The organism is Halorubrum sp. CSM-61, assembly GCF_003781945.1.
Lineage (GTDB): Archaea > Halobacteriota > Halobacteria > Halobacteriales > Haloferacaceae > Halorubrum.
On sequence record NZ_RJJW01000003.1, the window covers coordinates 121,389 to 135,472 of the forward strand.

Genomic DNA, 14,084 nt, shown 5'->3' on the forward strand with positions numbered 1-14,084 from the left:
AGCCGGAGGATGAATCGATGGCAGGACTAGAGATTCCCGCGTGGGACCCGGAGACGGCCCTGCTCATCGGCGCGATTCTACTGGAAGCGATCGTGCTGTACGTGGGCTACGGCGGTCTCGAACGGCTCTTCGGTCCGTATCTCATGAAACTCCTGGTCGGAGGTGAAGCGAGTGCTCAGTAGTCTCCTCGACGGGATCGGAATCCTGGGGACGAGCCCCGAGATGCTGGTGCTGTTCGTCGGGTTCGGCCTCGTCGTCGGCGTCCTGTTCGGGTTCTTCGGCATGGGCGGGTCGTTCCTCGTCACCCCCGCCTTGCTGATGCTGGACTATCCGGCGCCCGTCGCGGTCGGCAGCGGGATGGCGTTCGTCTTCGGGACGGCGGTCATCGCGACCCTCAAACACCACGATCTCGGGCAGGTCGACTACAAGCTCGGCGCGATCATGATCACCGGGACGACCATCGGCATCGAGGCCGGTCGCGCGAGCGTCTACTACCTCGAATCGATGGGACTCGCCGGCGGTGTCATCAGCGTCGCCTACGTCGTCCTGCTCGGCGGTGTCGGCGCGATGGTGACTCGTGACGCCTTGAACAACGACGGCGGAGGGGGGATCGACCACGAGGCGACCGACCGGGACCTCGACGAGTACGAGATCCCCGAAATCGCGAAGACGGTTCAACAGACCGTTCGCATTCCGCCGATGGTGACCCTCCGCGGCGACGTCCGCGTCTCCGCGTGGGTCATCACGGTCGTCGCCTTCGCGACCGGCGTCCTGTCCGGGTTCCTCGGCGTCGGTGGCGGCTTCATCCGGATGCCGGCGATGATCTACGCGATCGGCGTCCCGGTGCCCGTCGCCGTCGGCACCGACCTCTTCGAGATCGTCTTCTCCGGTGGCCTCGGGAGCTACCTCTACGGACAGGGCGGCGGCGTCAACCTAAGCATCGTCGCCCCGCTGCTGTTCGGAAGCGCACTCGGTGCGCGTATCGGGTCCGCCGCGACCGCCGTCGTCGACGCTGACGGCATCAAGATTTACTTCGGCGGCATGCTGTTGATCGGTGCCATTGCTGTGGGTATCGGCGAAGTTGGGTCCTACCTCGGCAACCCGACTCTCGAGCTACTCGGGCTAGTCCTCGTCATCGGCGCGGCAGTCGTCGTCGCCTTCGCGATCCTCTACACGACGATCGCTTCGCTCCGTAAGACGCGTCGTCAGGCGGCTACAGCCGCAGACTAATCTGTTTTAGGTCAATCCGCTATTCGGTCGCCGTGTCAATTTACTCGGCTCACCACAAAATTGTACAATCCGTACAAAAGTCTTTTAACGGCTGCTGACCTACGTGGTATTGATTACAATGCCAGATTCGATGGCCGAACAGCTCCGTCAAGACATGGAGTGTGAGGGGCTACTGGAGTGCTTCCACGGGCTCAAGGATCTCGACAGAGAGTGCTTCCGAGCACTCGTCGAGGCAGAGGAACCGCTGACCGTTGATGAACTCGCGGAGCGCGTGGACCGAGAGCGCTCGACTGCGTATCGGGCCGTCCAGCGCCTGCTCCAGACGGGGTTCATCGAGAAAGAGCAGATCAACTACGACCAGGGCGGCTACTACCACGTCTACTCGCCGACGGACCCGTCGAAGATCACCGATGACATGCAGCGGATGCTCAACGACTGGTACGCGAAGATGGGCCAGCTCATCCAGGAGTTCGAAACAAAGTACGAGCAGTCCGATACTCCGGCTCCCGCTGCAGAAAGCTAACCTCACACTTTTTCACTCGGACGAGCCGTTGCAGCAGCGATTTACCTTATTACGGAAGTCCAATGAGAAAGCCCCACCCTTCAGGACGGGGAAGATGTCAATCGCGCAGTAGCGTGCTCGAATACCACGCCTAGCAGTATATTGTGCAGTATTGTAACTACTACACAAATTATTGTGAAGAGCAACCAATTTGCGAGACGTTAACCGATCCACCGACTTGCGAGACGTACTCCCCGCATCGATCGCGGCATCTCCGGGACACTCTCAGTCCCGGACTCCCGAGAGTCGCTCAATCCGGTCCGGCAGCGCGGGGAGCGCCACGACGACGACGACGGCGGCGGTCGTCGCGGCCAGCGTCATCGGGAGCGTCCCCGCGAGGGCGTACGCGCCGACCCAGAGCCCGCCGGTGACGGCGAGCGCGGGGACCGCGATCCGGACGGGCACGGGGGGCTCGTCGCCGTCGATCAGCCGCCAGCCGATCGCGCCGCCCGCACCGGTGGCGATCCCGATCCCCGCTTCGACCACCTCGTCGGTGTGCCCGCTCGTGACGGCGACGGCCAGCGCGCCGGTCGAGACGACCGCCGCCAACAGGAACGGGAGCGTGGGATCGAGCCCGGCGGTGGCACCGCGGGGATCGGGCCCGGCCCCCTCGTCCGCGGTCCTGCCTTCACTCCGCCGGATCCGCGGGTCGCCCGCGAGCCACAGCGCGCCGAGCACGACGCCGCTCCCCACGGCCAGCCCCGCGAGCACGTCGACGACGTAGTGGACCCGGATGACGACCCGCGAGAGCGCGACGGCGACGGCGACGGTACCGGCGGCGAGGAGCCGCTTCCGTGCGGTCCACGCCCGGTCGTACGCGAGCGCCAGCGCGAGGTACGCCGCCGCGCCCCCGGTGGCGTGACCGCTCGGGAAGCCGAAGCCGTCGGAGAGCACCTGCGCCTCGTACCACGCCGACAGCAGGCCGGGGAGCCACGTCGGCACGTCCGCGGGACCGACCGCGCCGGGCGGGCGGGGGACCGCGAACCACGCCTTGCCGAGCGCCGTGGCGGCGTACGCGCAGGTGACGACGGCGATCGCGGTCGCGCCGGCGCGACGGGGCGCGGCCGCGACCCGGTCGGTCGCGAACCAGTAGCCGACCGCCAGCAGTCCGAAGAGGAACCACGGGTCCGCGAGATGGGTGACCGCGGCGAAGGCGACGACGACGAACTCCGGGAGCACGTCGACGAGCGGCGTCTCGCCGATCCCCCGCTCGGCGGCGACGAGTCCGGTCACGAGCCGATCACTCGATTAGTCGTCGCCCCGGTCGCGGGCGTAGTCGATCGCCTTGCCGGGCGTTTCCAGCAGGTTGAGGCCGATGCCGACGACGATGAAGAGCGTGTACAGCCCCAGCGTCGACAGCCCGAGGATGAGCATCGCGGCGATGGCGTAGAGCCCGTTGAGAAAGGAGAACGCGCCGAGGATCAGCACCGTGCCGTAGAGGAGCACGAGGTACGGCCCCCAGCCGCGGGCGTGGCCGCGACGCATCCGCGAGCGGACGTACCGCTTCAGCTCCGACTCGACGGCCGGCTTGTCGACGGTGCGTCGCTCGACGTCGTCTTCGAACGCGTCGAACTCCGCCCGCAGCCGGCTCACCTCCTCCTGTAGCGCCGCCACGTCCGGCGCGCCCGCCGGGCGTTCCTCGTCGCCGGCGTCGTCCGCGCCGTCCGACTCACCGTTCATACCCGGCGGTCGGTCGCTGGCGTGTTGTAACTGCCGGTCCGTTTCGCGTCCGGTGCGGTCATCGCGGTCGCCGTGACCGTCGTCGGGCGTTGCGTTCCCGCCGCTCCGTCCCGCGAGGACGACGTTGACGACGCCGCCGACCACGACCACGGCGGCCGCGAGGTACAGCCACGTGACGAGAAGCAGAATGCCGCCGATCACGCCGTACACCTGATACCGTCCGGCGCTCGCGGCGTACACCTGAAAGCCGGCCTGCAGCAGCGTCCAGCCGACGGCGGCGAAGACGGCCCCGGGGAGCGCTTCCCGGATCCCGATCGCCGGCTGGGGGAGGACGTAGTACATGGGGAGGAAGACGACGGCGAGAAAGGCGGGCAACGCGAGGACGCTCGCGGCATCCACGAGCGGGACCGCGTCCGCGGCCGCGACGAACGCGCCGACGGCGACCATCACGCCGATGCCGACGCCGACGCCGAGGACGACGGAGGCGGCGTCGGCGAGCTGCTTGAGGAAGGCCGGCGACTCGTCGCCGCCGTACAGCTCGACGAAGGCGGTGTCGAGCCCGCGGAACACCTTCAGCGTCGACCAGAGCAACACCGCCAGCCCGAGCACGCCCGCACCGGTCCGTCCGCCGGCGGAGGAGATCGCCTCGACGACGGCCTCCTCGCCGGCGGGCGTGAGGAACCCCCCGGCCGCCGCCACGAGCTCGGCGGCGATCGCCTCGCCGAAGACGGCGGTCGCGACGACGACGAGCAGGAGCAGCGCGGGGATCAGCGAGACGAACGCGTAGTAGGCGATGGCGGCGGAGAGGAACGTCACCTGCCGGTCTAACGCGACGTCGACGACGCGGCGGACGGTTCCGAGCGCGGTGGTCGAGTGACGGGGCACGCTCACGCGTTCGGGCGACGGCGACAAAAAACGGGGCGTATGGGAGCGGATTCGGATCGGTGAGGCGAGGAGGACGGGGGCGGAGACGAACCGGCGGCGTCAGACGCCGTCCTCGCCGAGGACCGCCTCCCGCATCTCCGGGATCGAGGCCGTGCTCTTGACCGCCGTGCCGCGGTAGTGCGCGCGGCTCGCCTCGTACCCGGCCCCCTTCAGGCGCTCGACGAACTCGTCCATCCCGATGGCGGGCTCGCCCCACTCCTTGTACAGCCGGTGCTGGTCGTAGTGCGTGGGGGTGTCGAGCTCGCGCGCGACGGTCCCGAGGAGCTTCCGGGCGCGCTTCGCCTCGCCCATGTCGTCGGTGACGCGCTCCCGGACCGCGCGCGTGAAGTCGGGGTCCGCGACCGCGCCGAGCCAGAGCGGGCCGGCGGTGAGCACGCGGTCGCTCCCGCAGACGGGGCAAGCGTCGACGGGGTCCGCGATCAGCCCTCGGGTCGGTTCCCGCCAGAGGCAGTCCTCACAGTGGTCCACGTACCCGAGCTCGTCGATACAGCCGTCGGCCGCCCGCGCGCCCGACTCCAGTTCGAGGTAGGTCCGCGCGTAGTGGCGGGAGACGTGCGAGACGATCGGGCGGGCCGCCTTGTCGTAGCGCGCGGCGGTCCGGACCAGCGCGGAGATCAGCGTCCGGAGCCCCATTTCGGGGTGGTAGTCGGTGTTGCGCGGGACCGCGCCGTACTTGCGGATCCCGCTGTTCAGGTGGGCGCCACAGAGGGGAGCGGTGTCGGTGGCGGTGACGCAGACGAGGTTGCGCGCGTTCGCCAGCGCGGCGTCCGCGAAGGGGATCGGCGTCCCGTACGGGTCCAGGTCCACCACGTCGAAGACGCTCTCGTACAGCAGGGCGTTGACGTCGCGGTGAACGGTCTCGCCGTCCAGATGGTTGGCGGCGAGGTTCTCGTCCGCGAGCTCGACCGCGTCGGGGTCCACGTCGGCGCAGGTGACGTCGTACCCCTCGGCGGCGGCGCGGACGCCGCGGATCCCGGAGGCCGCCATCGCGTCGAGGTACGACGCCGCGCGCGGCTCGCGGTCGCGGTACGCGCGCAGCACCGCGACGGTCACGTCGCGGTTCAGCTCCTGCGTGGGGTTGAAGAAGACCCCGCCGCCGGTGCCCTCGCTGGCCCCGTCGCGGGCCTCCGGAACGGAGACGGTGAGACCGCCCTCCTCGATGTCCATACCCCGCGTTCGGCCATCCGCCACAAAAGGACCCCGCTCCGCGCGCCGGGCCGATCGCCCGCGTTCATCCCCGACCGATCGCGTTCGCCCTCGACCGCGAAGCGGGAGATTTAGCCCGCCAGCGAGGAAAGAGAGATACATGACTACTACGCGGAGCCGAAGATCGGTTCTCGGTGGCGGAGCGACTCCCGGACGCGGCGCGGCCTCGGCGGAGGGCCGGCGATGGTGAGCCCCGCCCGCGTCGACGCGATCACCGACATCGCCTACGGCGCGCTGATCGCGTTGGCGATCGTGCTCATCGCGACGCTCGACGTGAACGACATCGGCGTCGCGTTCGGGATCGGCGTGTTCGCCTCCTACGTCGTCCACGTCGTCTGGAAGATGGCCCGGTTCGACCCGGACTGGATGACCCGCGAGGTCGCCGATCAGGTCGGCAAAGAGGTCGAGAAGAGCGTCGGTGAGACGGTCAACAAGGAAGTGGAGAAGGGCGTGGGCGAGACGGTCAACAAGGAGGTCGAGAAGACGGTCGGCGACACGGTCAGTAAGGAAGTGGAGAAGAGCGTGGGCGAGACCGTCAGCAAAGAGGTTGAGAAGACGGTCGGCGACACGGTCAGCAAAGAGGTCGAGAAGACAGTTGGCGACACGGTCAGCAAGGAGGTCGAGAAGAGCGTGGGCGAGACCGTCAACAAGGAGGTCAGCGAGGTCGCCGACACGGTCAGCGAGGAGGTCTCCGGAAAGGTCGAGGAGACGGTTGGTGAGAAGGTCGAGGAGACCGTCGAGAAGACCGTCGAGGAGACGGTTGGCGAGAAGGTCGAGGAAACGGTCGAGAAGACCGTCGAGGAGACGGTTGGCGAGAAGGTCGAAGAGACCGTTGAGGAGACGGTCGGTGAAACGGTAGAGGAGACGGTGGACGAGAAGGTCGAGGAAACCGTGGACGAGAAGGTCGAGGAAACCGTGGACGAGAAGGTCGAGGAAACCGTGGACGAGAAGGTCGAGGAAACCGTCGACAAAAAGGTCGAGGAGACGGTGGAGGAGACCGTCGAGCAGACCGTCGACGAGAAGCAGTCCGACGACTCCTAGTCGGCCTCCCGCGGACGGACGCAGCCCGGACCGCTATTTCTCCCGACCTTCCGCGATCGACCCAGAGAGTCCGACGCCGTTTGAGGCGACACCGCCGCACACGCGCGGAGTACCGGCCCGCCGCGTCGGTCGCGGATGGGGGCCGCTCGGCGGAGGGGTGACCGATCGCCGATCGCGCGCGACACGTCGCGCGCGATGAACGGCTCTCGGAGACGGGCGGTGACCGTCGCAGACGTCGTTTGGCCGTCCACTACAGAAATAAGAAAGTACGAATTTAGAGACAGTCATAAACATTCTAATTATCTCTCAACAGTTTTTAAACGGTCGGTGAAACCGGTGAACGGTCCGAAACTCACCGGAGATATCGTTAATCCGGCTGAAGACGCGGCAACGCTCTGGCCCTTATATGCACCCGGCGCTCCACGCGTCGAGCGAAGACGGTGTTCCCCATGTCAAGCCAAACGTCCCCCTCATCTGTCCGGGCGCCGATTCGGATCGGGTCCAGCCTGTCGACCGCCTGCCGGAACAAAGCGATCGCGGGCGTTCGCGCCGCGGCGTTCTGGGCGGCGGTCGTTCTCCCCCTCGCGTACGTCCCCGCGGCGTACGGCGCGATGGGCTTCGAGACGTGGAGCGCGCTCGCACTCATCGCCGTCCACATGGCCTGCGTCGTAGTCGGTCACGAGCACAACGCCGCCGACGACACTCCCTCCCACGCATGAGTACCACTCAACCCCTCCCGCAGACGACCGAGCGGTCCGCCGAATCGGACGCATCGGATGAATCGACCGAATCGCCCGCCTCCAAGGCCGACCGCCTCGCCGCGTTCCTCCGCGAGGAGGCGGCCGATGGCGAGACGTACTTCAAGGCGAAGTTCATCAGCGACGACGTGGGGCTCTCGCCGAAGGAGATCGGCGCGCTGATCGTGCAGCTCCAGGACTCCGTCCAGGACCTCGAGATCGAGAAGTGGTCGTACACCGGCGCGACCACGTGGCGCGTCTCGACGGCGTAGCTCTCTCCGGAACCGGCTCGAACGACGACCTGATGCGGACCACAACTACCGACATGGGTGGTGCCCGTAGACGGAGTCGATCGTTCAGACGCACCAACGAACGGTTCTGTTAGCTCTGTTGAAATCCGTCCAGTCGGAGACGGTTTTACCTGAACTCGCTGATGGCTAGAGAGTGCTTTTTGATCGATAGCGGGAGTGGGTATAGCGAATTGGTGGAACGGGTTTTTAGAAGCGATCGAGTGATGTTGCTGGCGGCTGTTTTTAAGCGATCGGCGACACTGCGGTGACGGCCTCCAAAGCCCCAGTCGCTGTGGACGGCGCACGCTCGCTGCGCGCCTCACTCGGTCGCGTTGCTCCCTCGTTGCGGTGCTTACGTCGCCTGCGCCGCCCACAGCGACTGCCCCTTTGAATCCCACCCGCACAACACCGCAACCGCGCCTCACGCCTCCCCAGCCTCGTCGCTGGCGGCGATAGCCGCCAGCGACTCCCTCGCGCGTGCTCCTCGCGGCCTGTCGGCCGCTCGGAGGCACGCGCCAACCGCATCGTTCTTTATAAGCGATCGTCGCCGTCGCTCACCGTTTTAAATACTGAAGCACTGCAACCGATCTGCAACATTTGCTCCCGAAACAGCCCATCGCCACGTCTGTCGAAATCCCCAGAACGTGGAACGTCTCATCCGGTGATGGCCAATACGGGTAGCACCGACCTCGCGGTTCGGACACCGAGAATTATCCCTCGGTCCGTTGTACTGGGGCCATGGCACTCTCGGACCCCGACCTCTCGGGCTCGACGGCGTTTATCACGGGAACGACGCGTGGAATTGGCAAACGGCTCGCGCTCGCGCTCGCCGACCGCGGCTGTAACGTCGTCTCGACCGGCAAGACGACCGATAGTGACGACTCCGATCTGGAGGGATCGATCGAGCAGACGGCCCGCGAGGTTCGCGACCGCGGCGCCGAGGCGCTCGCGCTCGAACTCGACCTCCGCGACGAGGCCCGGGTCGAGGAGGCGATCGACCGCTTCGGCGAGGTCGACATCGTGATCAACAACGCGAGCGCCATCCAGCTCGCCAATATCGCCGACCTGCCGGCCGACCGGTTCGACCTCCTGACCGACGTGAACGTCCGCGGGACCCACCTCGTCGCGCACGCGTTCGCCGACCACCTCGCGGGGCTCGACGAGGCGTGGCTGCTGTCGAACTCGCCGCCGATCGTGACCGACCGCTCGCCGGGGAAGGCGCCGTACGCGTGGTCGAAGCTCGGGATGTCGTTCGTCACGCTCTCGCTCGCCGAGGAGCTGGCGGGCGACGACGTGGGCTGTAACACGTTCTGGCCGGTGACGACGATCGACACCCGCGCGACCCGCTACTTCGGGCTCGGGACCGCGGACGACTGGCGCACCCCCGAGGTCGTCTCCGACGCGGTGCTCGAAATCCTCGCGCGCGACCCCGCCGAGTGCACGGGCAACAGCTTCTACGACGAGGAGCTGCTCCGCGAGGCGGGCGTCACCGACTTCTCGGCGTACAACCTCACCGACGGCGACCCGGCGCCGATGTCGGCGCGGCTGTTCGATCCGGCGTTCGAACGCGAGGCGTGACTCCGCTGGCGGCGTCGCGGGCACCGCGGGCGCCGCGAACCGGTCAACGCTTTGCGTGTCGGTCGCGATCGGCAGGCATGGACCGACTGGCGTGTTACGACTGCGGCGAGACGTATCCGTTCGGGGACGCCGCTCGGTGTTCCTGTGGGGAGCCGCTTTGGTTCGAAACCGACGCCGACGCGGTTTCTTGGCCCGATGCGGGCGGACAGGACACCGACGGAACCGAAGGAGCCGAAGGAGACGTCGCCGGACGTGGGAGCCTCTGGCGCTACGAGTCCGTCCTCCCCGCGGCGACGCCCGTCGGTCTCGCCGCGGTCGCCGGCGGCACGCCGCTCCTGCGAGCACCGTCGATCGAACCGGCGAGCGGCCCGCGAATGCACCTCAAACTCGAGGGTACCAACCCGACGGGGAGCTTCAAAGACCGTGGGACGGCCGTCGGGATCGGTCGTCTCGACGGGCCGATCGGGACCGTCTCGCACGGAAACATGGCGCTGAGCGTCGCGGCCCACGCGGCGGCGGACGACCGGGAAGCGGTGATCCTCGTCTCCGAGGACACGCCGGACTCCCGGCTGGCGATGATCGCTCAGCACGACCCGCACCTGTTCCGGGTCCGCGGCGACTACGGACGGCTGTACGACGACACCCTCGAACGCGACCTCGGCGTCGCGTTCCTGAACTCGGATAGTCCCCTGCGGGTCGCGGGACAGAAAACCGTCGCGTACGAGATCTGCGAGGCGTTCCGTCCGGACGCGCCCGACGCGATCGTCCTGCCGGTCAGCAGCGGCGGGCAGGCGAGCGGCGTCTGGAAGGCCCTTCGAGAGTTGCGCGGAGCGGGACTGATCGAAACGACGCCCCGGATCTACCTCGCGCAGGCCGCGCGCTGTGACCCGGTCGCGCGAGCGTTCCGACGCGGAGCGGCACGCGTCGAGCCCGTCACCGGAGCGCCGACCGCCGCCGTCTCGATCAACAACGCCGACCCGCCGAGCGGGAACCGAGCGCTGGCGGCGGTGGACGCCACCGACGGCGCGGTTGTGTCAGTCTCGGAGGACGCGTTACTGGCCGAGACGGACCGGATCGCGTCCGACGCCGGACTCTCCGTCGAACCCTCTTGCGCCGTGGCGACGGCGGGCGTTCGCGAGCTCACGGAGTCCGGCGAACTCGATCGCGACGAGGACGTCGCCGTAATCGTGACCGGGTCGGGATACAAGTACGGGACGCCCGGTGCCGAGGCCCCGCCGGTCCGCGAGATCGATCGCGAGGACGTTCCCGCCGCGGTTCGAGAGCTTTCCGCGTGAGTCGGTCGAGGCTGCAGTGAACGGCGGAATCGCCAACGAACCGAACCGGAGCGGAGCGTTTCACCTCGCGTGATGATCGAGCTGACGGTGCCGTTCGTAGACCGGCCGAAGGGCGTCCGATCGATATCGGACGGACCGGTGGCGTCGGCGTATTCCAACTTCGGGAAGATCCGATCGGACGGCTACAGACGGTCCGAAATACCGGATTCGTACGGTTGCAGTCCGTGCGTACTACGTATGGTTGGGGCGGATTCGAACGCTGGCGGACTTCCTTCGGTCGTCCGCTGCTTCCCGCCTCGCTCCGCTCGGCGGGAACGCCGACCTGCTCCATAGCTCCTTCACGAACGTCAGGAAAGCGGATGGGTTGGGGCGGATTCGAACCGCCGACCTGCTCCGTGTGAAGGAGCCGTCATAACCTGGCTAGACCACCAACCCGCTCGCCTCGACGTATCCGACCGCTGGCCTTAAGGGTTACCTTACGGCGAAGAGGCTTTCGTCGAGCGCCCGAACCGCCCCATCATGACCCACGAGCTCCGGTTCCTCGAACGCCTCCGTCAGCACGCGACGAGCCTGCTTCACCTCCCGCTGTCGGCGATCGGCCTCTACGCGGAGCGGGAAACGCCCCGCGATCAGTACGCGTTCACGCTCCGGGAGCCGTATCCGGTCGTCGAGGCGCGGCTCCACCGGCTCGGGTTCGTCCGGAATCTCGTCTCCTCGCTCAAGTTCCGCGAGTACGCGACGCCGCCGGAAACGTCGGTCGCGAGCTGGGTCCGGTATCCAGAGGGCGCGCTCGCGAGCGACCAGCAGCTCCACCTCGCGCTGTTCGTCGGCCCGAACCGCGAGACGACCGACGTGTACGCCCACTGGGAGCCGTCGTGGATCCGCCACCCGATCCGGCACTACCGCACGACCGACGTCGACGCCGAGGCGGGAATCGAGCGTGCGAGGGCGCTGTTCGAGCGCGCCGGCATCGAGTACACCGTCGTGCCGGCGACCGAGCGGCTCACCGGCGGAGGCGACGGATCGTAAAAACCGATACGCTCCCGTCAGACCGCGCTACTCCGCCTTCGCGGCGTCGCGACCGCGGTACTCGGCGACGCGCTCGCGCGCCGACGCCACCGCTTCGCGGGCCTCGCCTTCCGCGCGCGCCTCTAGCCGCTTCAGGTCGGCCTGCAATCGGTCGAGCCGCGAGGCCTCCGGCTCCTCCTCCTCCTCGATGCCGACGAGGTCCTTCACCCGCGCTTCGACCGGCTCCAGCTCCTCTTTCACGCCCGCCTTCGCGTGTTCCGCCGCGCGACCGAGGTAGTACCGTGCGTCTTCGAAGTGTTTGCTCATATCTGTCCTTTGGAATGCGACGGATATATCCTTTGTGGCCGTTCGCCGGGGACAGATTGGTGCTGTCTCGCCACCGTCGGCGAGTCGGGATCGCCGGATTCCCGCGGCTGCTGAGGGGAAGGGCGACGGAATCGCGGAAACAGCAGTGAAAAGGTGCGGAGGGAAGACCCTCAGTAGGAGGGCGACTCCTCGGGCTCGCCGTCCCGCGCGTTCGCGACGCGACCGAGCGTGAACAGCAGGTCCGAGAGCCGGTTGAGGTAGGTGACGACCGTCTCGTTGATCGGCTCCGACCGCGCCAGTTCGACGACCCGACGCTCCGCCCGTCGAGTCACCGTGCGGGCGTGGTGGAGCCGGGCGCCCGCCTCGCCGCCGCCCGGGAGGATAAAGGAGCGCAGCGGCTCCAGCTCCTCGTCGAGCGCGTCGATTCGTTCCTCGAGCGCCTCGACGTGCTCGGACTCGACCGCGGGGTCGTCGGGGTCGGGATCGGGGTTCGCCAGGTCCGCCTGCACGACGTGGAGATGGTTCTGGACCGTCTCCAGCAGGTCGTCGAGGTCGTCGTGGCCTGTCGGGCGCACCGTCCCGATCAGCGCGTTCGCCTCGTCGACGGTCCCGTACGCCTCGATCCGGGGGCTCGCCTTCGACACCCGGCTCATGTCTCGGAGGTCGGTGTCGCCCTCGTCGCCGCGTCCGGTGTAGATGGTCACGCGAGGCTCTTCTCCACGTACTCCACGATGTTCGCGCTCTCCGCCATCGTCACGCCGCGCTCGTCGTCGACAAGAACGGGTACCCCGCGCTGGCCGCTGACTCGCTTCACCTCGTTCCGGTCGGAGTGGAGCGCGTCGACCCACTCGGTCTCGTACTCCACCCCGGCCTCGTCTAACGCCTCGGCGGCCTTCTCACACCACGGGCACCCGTCGAGGGCGTACAGTCGAACGGACATACCCGACCGATCGGCGCGGGGCGGCAAGAAGGTAGGGTGTCGCGGATGAGTAGACGCAAGCGGGGGAGATGCGGGCGAGGAGACGCGAGCGGGAGAGACGCGAACGACGAGCGCGGAGCGACCGGACGGATGAACCGCTCTCGGCCGGTCAGATCCCGTGGTACGACTCGATGGCCGACCGGTACTCCTCGGGAATCGGGGCGGGCTCGCCCGCGTCCGGATCGAGGGCCACGAGCGTCGTCTCCGCCTCGGCGACCAGCTCGTCGTCGGTGCGAACGTCGTAGGCCATCGTCACGCTGGAGGTGCCGAGTTCGGCGACGTCCATCGCGACGGTGACGGTCCCGTCCGTCAGTTCGACCGGTCGCCGGAACTCTATCGACAGCGACGCCAACACCGTCGCCAGCGCGGAGAGGTCGGCGTCGAGCACGTCCCGATAGTACTCGGCCCGCGCCTGCTCGAGGTACGTCGCGTAGACGGCGTTGTTGACGTGGCCCATCGCGTCGATGTCGCGGAACCGAACGTCGATCTCGGTGGTGTAGGTGTTCACGTGGAAGCGATCAGTACAGCAGTTCGTCGTCGTTCTCGATCATGTACAGCGAGCGCGCCGCGATGTTGACCGCGTGGTCGCCGACGCGCTCGAGGTCGCGGATCGTGAGCAGGAGCCGCGAGACGTTCCGCATCGTCCCCTCCACGTCCGCCTCCTCGCGGAGCTCGTCGCGCTCGATCAGGTCGCGCACGACGAGTTCGCTCGCGGCCTCGCAGGCGGCGTCGACGTCGTCGTCGGCCTCGGCGACCTCGAAACAGCGCTCGGGGTCCGAATCGGCGTAGGCGTCCATCGCGTCGTCGAGCATCGCCAGCGTGTCGTCGCCGATGCGTTGGACGTCAACGTCGGGGAACACCTCCCGGTCGGCCTGTTTGGCGTATCCCCCGAGGTTCGTCGCGAGGTCGGCGATCCGCTCGAGGTCGGTGATGATCTTGAACGAGGCGGCGATGAACCGCAGGTCGCCCGCCACCGGCTGCTGGAGCGCGATGAGGTCCGTGCACTTCCCCTCCAGCTCGAGGTACAGGTCGTTGATCTCGGCGTCGCCCGTGATGACTTTCTCGCCCAGCTCGGCGTCCTGCCGCTCCAGGGCGTCGAGGCCCATCCGGAGCCGCTCGGCGACGAGCTCGCTCATGTAAAGCACGTCGTCGCGGAGCCCCTCCAGCTTCGTCTGGTACTCTTCGCGTGGCATCGTGTTGCCGTAT

The 14,084-nt window shown here is 67.7% G+C and carries 17 protein-coding genes and 1 tRNA gene; 9 read left to right on the forward strand and 9 right to left on the reverse strand.

Annotated features, from left to right (window positions below; genetic code table 11):
* Positions 1–17 precede the first annotated feature (17 nt).
* From EDM04_RS18480 to EDM04_RS06345, 3 genes are all read left to right on the forward strand, one after another.
* A complete protein-coding gene (locus EDM04_RS18480) occupies positions 18–182 on the forward strand; it encodes a hypothetical protein (RefSeq protein ID WP_164471102.1) in 165 nt (54 codons plus the stop codon).
* Positions 172–1,230 carry a sulfite exporter TauE/SafE family protein gene (locus tag EDM04_RS06340; protein WP_123620300.1) on the forward strand — a complete coding sequence of 353 codons (1,059 nt, stop codon included), beginning with the start codon at positions 172–174 and terminating at the stop codon, positions 1,228–1,230. Before EDM04_RS18480 ends, EDM04_RS06340 begins: the two co-directional genes overlap by 11 nt.
* Before the next feature lie 118 nt (positions 1,231–1,348).
* Positions 1,349–1,753 (forward strand): helix-turn-helix domain-containing protein, encoded by a 405-nt coding sequence (locus EDM04_RS06345; protein ID WP_123620301.1) that lies wholly within the window; start codon positions 1,349–1,351, stop codon positions 1,751–1,753.
* A gap of 264 nt (positions 1,754–2,017) precedes the next feature.
* Here the strand turns inward: EDM04_RS06345 and EDM04_RS06350 are convergent, their stop codons facing one another.
* The 3 genes from EDM04_RS06350 to EDM04_RS06360 form a co-directional block, all read right to left on the reverse strand.
* On the reverse strand, positions 2,018–3,025 hold the full coding sequence (locus EDM04_RS06350) for a phosphatase PAP2 family protein (RefSeq protein ID WP_123620302.1): 1,008 nt from the start codon (positions 3,023–3,025) through the stop codon (positions 2,018–2,020).
* A 15-nt stretch (positions 3,026–3,040) separates the two neighbouring features.
* Complete coding sequence (locus tag EDM04_RS06355) at positions 3,041–4,357, reverse strand: YihY/virulence factor BrkB family protein (RefSeq protein ID WP_123620303.1); 1,317 nt, start codon at positions 4,355–4,357, stop codon at positions 3,041–3,043.
* A gap of 99 nt (positions 4,358–4,456) precedes the next feature.
* Positions 4,457–5,584, reverse strand: coding sequence for a tRNA (guanine(26)-N(2))-dimethyltransferase (locus EDM04_RS06360; RefSeq protein ID WP_123620304.1), 1,128 nt, complete (start codon positions 5,582–5,584; stop codon positions 4,457–4,459).
* 222 nt (positions 5,585–5,806) lie between these two features.
* On the opposite strand from EDM04_RS06360, the gene EDM04_RS06365 reads away from it, so the two are divergent.
* From EDM04_RS06365 to EDM04_RS06385, 5 genes are all read left to right on the forward strand, one after another.
* A complete protein-coding gene (locus tag EDM04_RS06365; RefSeq protein WP_123620305.1) occupies positions 5,807–6,664 on the forward strand; it encodes a hypothetical protein in 858 nt (285 codons plus the stop codon).
* 449 nt (positions 6,665–7,113) lie between these two features.
* Positions 7,114–7,383 carry a hypothetical protein gene (locus tag EDM04_RS06370; RefSeq protein ID WP_123620306.1) on the forward strand — a complete coding sequence of 90 codons (270 nt, stop codon included), beginning with the start codon at positions 7,114–7,116 and terminating at the stop codon, positions 7,381–7,383.
* On the forward strand, positions 7,380–7,673 hold the full coding sequence (locus tag EDM04_RS06375) for a hypothetical protein (protein WP_123620307.1): 294 nt from the start codon (positions 7,380–7,382) through the stop codon (positions 7,671–7,673). Before EDM04_RS06370 ends, EDM04_RS06375 begins: the two co-directional genes overlap by 4 nt.
* A gap of 756 nt (positions 7,674–8,429) precedes the next feature.
* The gene (locus EDM04_RS06380) at positions 8,430–9,269 is read left to right on the forward strand and encodes an SDR family oxidoreductase (RefSeq protein ID WP_123620308.1); all 840 of its coding nucleotides are present in this window, start codon (positions 8,430–8,432) and stop codon (positions 9,267–9,269) included.
* Positions 9,270–9,346: 77 nt separating this feature from the next.
* Positions 9,347–10,564, forward strand: coding sequence for a pyridoxal-phosphate dependent enzyme (locus tag EDM04_RS06385; RefSeq protein WP_123620309.1), 1,218 nt, complete (start codon positions 9,347–9,349; stop codon positions 10,562–10,564).
* A gap of 360 nt (positions 10,565–10,924) precedes the next feature.
* On the opposite strand, the gene EDM04_RS06390 is transcribed toward EDM04_RS06385, so the two are convergent.
* Positions 10,925–10,999 (reverse strand) — tRNA-Val (locus tag EDM04_RS06390).
* An 84-nt stretch (positions 11,000–11,083) separates the two neighbouring features.
* On the opposite strand from EDM04_RS06390, the gene EDM04_RS06395 reads away from it, so the two are divergent.
* On the forward strand, positions 11,084–11,593 hold the full coding sequence (locus EDM04_RS06395) for a hypothetical protein (protein ID WP_123620310.1): 510 nt from the start codon (positions 11,084–11,086) through the stop codon (positions 11,591–11,593).
* A gap of 27 nt (positions 11,594–11,620) precedes the next feature.
* Here EDM04_RS06395 and EDM04_RS06400 read toward each other — a convergent pair whose 3' ends face one another.
* The 5 genes from EDM04_RS06400 to phoU all read right to left on the reverse strand — a co-directional run bounded on the left by EDM04_RS06400 (position 11,621) and on the right by phoU (position 14,071).
* Complete coding sequence (locus EDM04_RS06400; RefSeq protein ID WP_123620311.1) at positions 11,621–11,899, reverse strand: hypothetical protein; 279 nt, start codon at positions 11,897–11,899, stop codon at positions 11,621–11,623.
* Between the two features lie 170 nt (positions 11,900–12,069).
* Positions 12,070–12,603: a cob(I)yrinic acid a,c-diamide adenosyltransferase gene (locus tag EDM04_RS06405; protein WP_123620312.1), complete on the reverse strand. Its 534-nt coding sequence runs from the start codon at positions 12,601–12,603 to the stop codon at positions 12,070–12,072.
* Positions 12,600–12,839 carry a glutathione S-transferase N-terminal domain-containing protein gene (locus EDM04_RS06410; protein WP_123620313.1) on the reverse strand — a complete coding sequence of 80 codons (240 nt, stop codon included), beginning with the start codon at positions 12,837–12,839 and terminating at the stop codon, positions 12,600–12,602. The genes EDM04_RS06405 and EDM04_RS06410 overlap by 4 nt, the downstream gene beginning before the upstream one ends.
* Positions 12,840–12,987: 148 nt before the next feature.
* Entirely contained in the window at positions 12,988–13,386 is a 399-nt protein-coding gene (locus tag EDM04_RS06415) for a thioesterase family protein (protein WP_123620314.1), read from the reverse strand.
* 10 nt (positions 13,387–13,396) lie between these two features.
* Entirely contained in the window at positions 13,397–14,071 is a 675-nt protein-coding gene (phoU, locus tag EDM04_RS06420; RefSeq protein WP_123620315.1) for a phosphate signaling complex protein PhoU, read from the reverse strand.
* Positions 14,072–14,084 lie beyond the last annotated feature (13 nt).

Coding starts and splice junctions, on each gene's coding strand:
- EDM04_RS06345 (WP_123620301.1), top strand. CDS start 1,349: ATGCCAGATTCGATGGCCGAACAGCTCCGTCAAGACATGGAGTGTGAG.
- EDM04_RS06365 (WP_123620305.1), top strand. CDS start 5,807: ATGGTGAGCCCCGCCCGCGTCGACGCGATCACCGACATCGCCTACGGC.
- EDM04_RS06400 (WP_123620311.1), bottom strand. CDS start 11,899: ATGAGCAAACACTTCGAAGACGCACGGTACTACCTCGGTCGCGCGGCG.
- phoU (WP_123620315.1), bottom strand. CDS start 14,071: ATGCCACGCGAAGAGTACCAGACGAAGCTGGAGGGGCTCCGCGACGAC.
- EDM04_RS18480 (WP_164471102.1), top strand. CDS start 18: ATGGCAGGACTAGAGATTCCCGCGTGGGACCCGGAGACGGCCCTGCTC.
- EDM04_RS06375 (WP_123620307.1), top strand. CDS start 7,380: ATGAGTACCACTCAACCCCTCCCGCAGACGACCGAGCGGTCCGCCGAA.
- EDM04_RS06395 (WP_123620310.1), top strand. CDS start 11,084: ATGACCCACGAGCTCCGGTTCCTCGAACGCCTCCGTCAGCACGCGACG.
- EDM04_RS06360 (WP_123620304.1), bottom strand. CDS start 5,584: ATGGACATCGAGGAGGGCGGTCTCACCGTCTCCGTTCCGGAGGCCCGC.
- EDM04_RS06380 (WP_123620308.1), top strand. CDS start 8,430: ATGGCACTCTCGGACCCCGACCTCTCGGGCTCGACGGCGTTTATCACG.
- EDM04_RS06370 (WP_123620306.1), top strand. CDS start 7,114: ATGTCAAGCCAAACGTCCCCCTCATCTGTCCGGGCGCCGATTCGGATC.
- EDM04_RS06385 (WP_123620309.1), top strand. CDS start 9,347: ATGGACCGACTGGCGTGTTACGACTGCGGCGAGACGTATCCGTTCGGG.
- EDM04_RS06410 (WP_123620313.1), bottom strand. CDS start 12,839: ATGTCCGTTCGACTGTACGCCCTCGACGGGTGCCCGTGGTGTGAGAAG.